Origin of the sequence: Butyricicoccus sp. AF35-5AC (assembly GCF_003477715.1) — a bacterium.
In the GTDB taxonomy this organism is placed as follows: domain Bacteria; phylum Bacillota; class Clostridia; order Oscillospirales; family Butyricicoccaceae; genus Agathobaculum; species Agathobaculum butyriciproducens.
The window spans coordinates 1-823 of sequence record NZ_QUDX01000045.1; the positions used below are offsets into that span (position 1 = coordinate 1).

General features: G+C 55.3%; 1 protein-coding gene. It reads right to left on the reverse strand.

The window, feature by feature from the left end; translation table 11 throughout:
• On the reverse strand, positions 1-823 hold an 823-nt coding region (iolG, locus tag DWZ82_RS14925), incomplete at both ends, for an inositol 2-dehydrogenase (RefSeq protein ID WP_118481409.1).

The following is an 823-nucleotide window of genomic DNA, read 5'->3' on the forward strand; positions in this document are numbered from 1 at the left end:
GGCAGGACTCGGTAGCAGCCTTAGCCATGAGAACCGGACGCAGGCCGTCGATAGCGCCGACAACAGTCTGGGTATCGTTGTTGATTGCATCAACGAAGGAGATAACCTGGTTGATGAATGCCTGGTTGTAACGCTCGAGGAAGAACCACAGCGGCTTCTCGGAGTGAGCGCCGTCCTTGGTCAGTACGGTGGTGGTGTTCAGCAGGTCGTTGGCATCGGAAGCCATGCCCTTAGAGCCGAACGCCTCAACGCGCTGGTCGTAGCCGTAAACTGCCTGACGGGAGTTGTTGATAACAGCGATGCAGCCGTTAGCCATCTTCATGGTAACAACAGCGGTGTCAACGTCCGGAATGCCGGACTCTTCCTGCAGGTTCGGGTTAACGAGGCAGGAACCAACAGCGGAGATCTCAACAGCCTCGGAACCGGTTACGTAGCGAACCATATCGAAGTCGTGGATCATCATATCGTAGAAGATACCGCCGGAAACTGCAACGTAGGAAGCCGGGGGCGGCTCCGGGTCACGGGAGGAAACGATAACGATATGCGGATCGCCGATCGTGCCGTCCTTAACTGCGTCTGCAACTGCCTTGTGGTTGTGGTCGAAGCGGCGGTTGAAGCCTACCTGGAACTTCACGCCCTTCTCCTCAACGAGTGCGAGCAGCTTCTTGATCTTGTCGATATCATAGTCGATCGGCTTCTCGCAGAATACGTGCTTGCCAGCCTGAACTGCTGCCATGGAAACATCGCAGTGCGTGTCAGTGGAGGAGCAAACGAATACTACGTCTACCTCAGGATTGTTGATAACGTCCATAAAGTCGGTGGA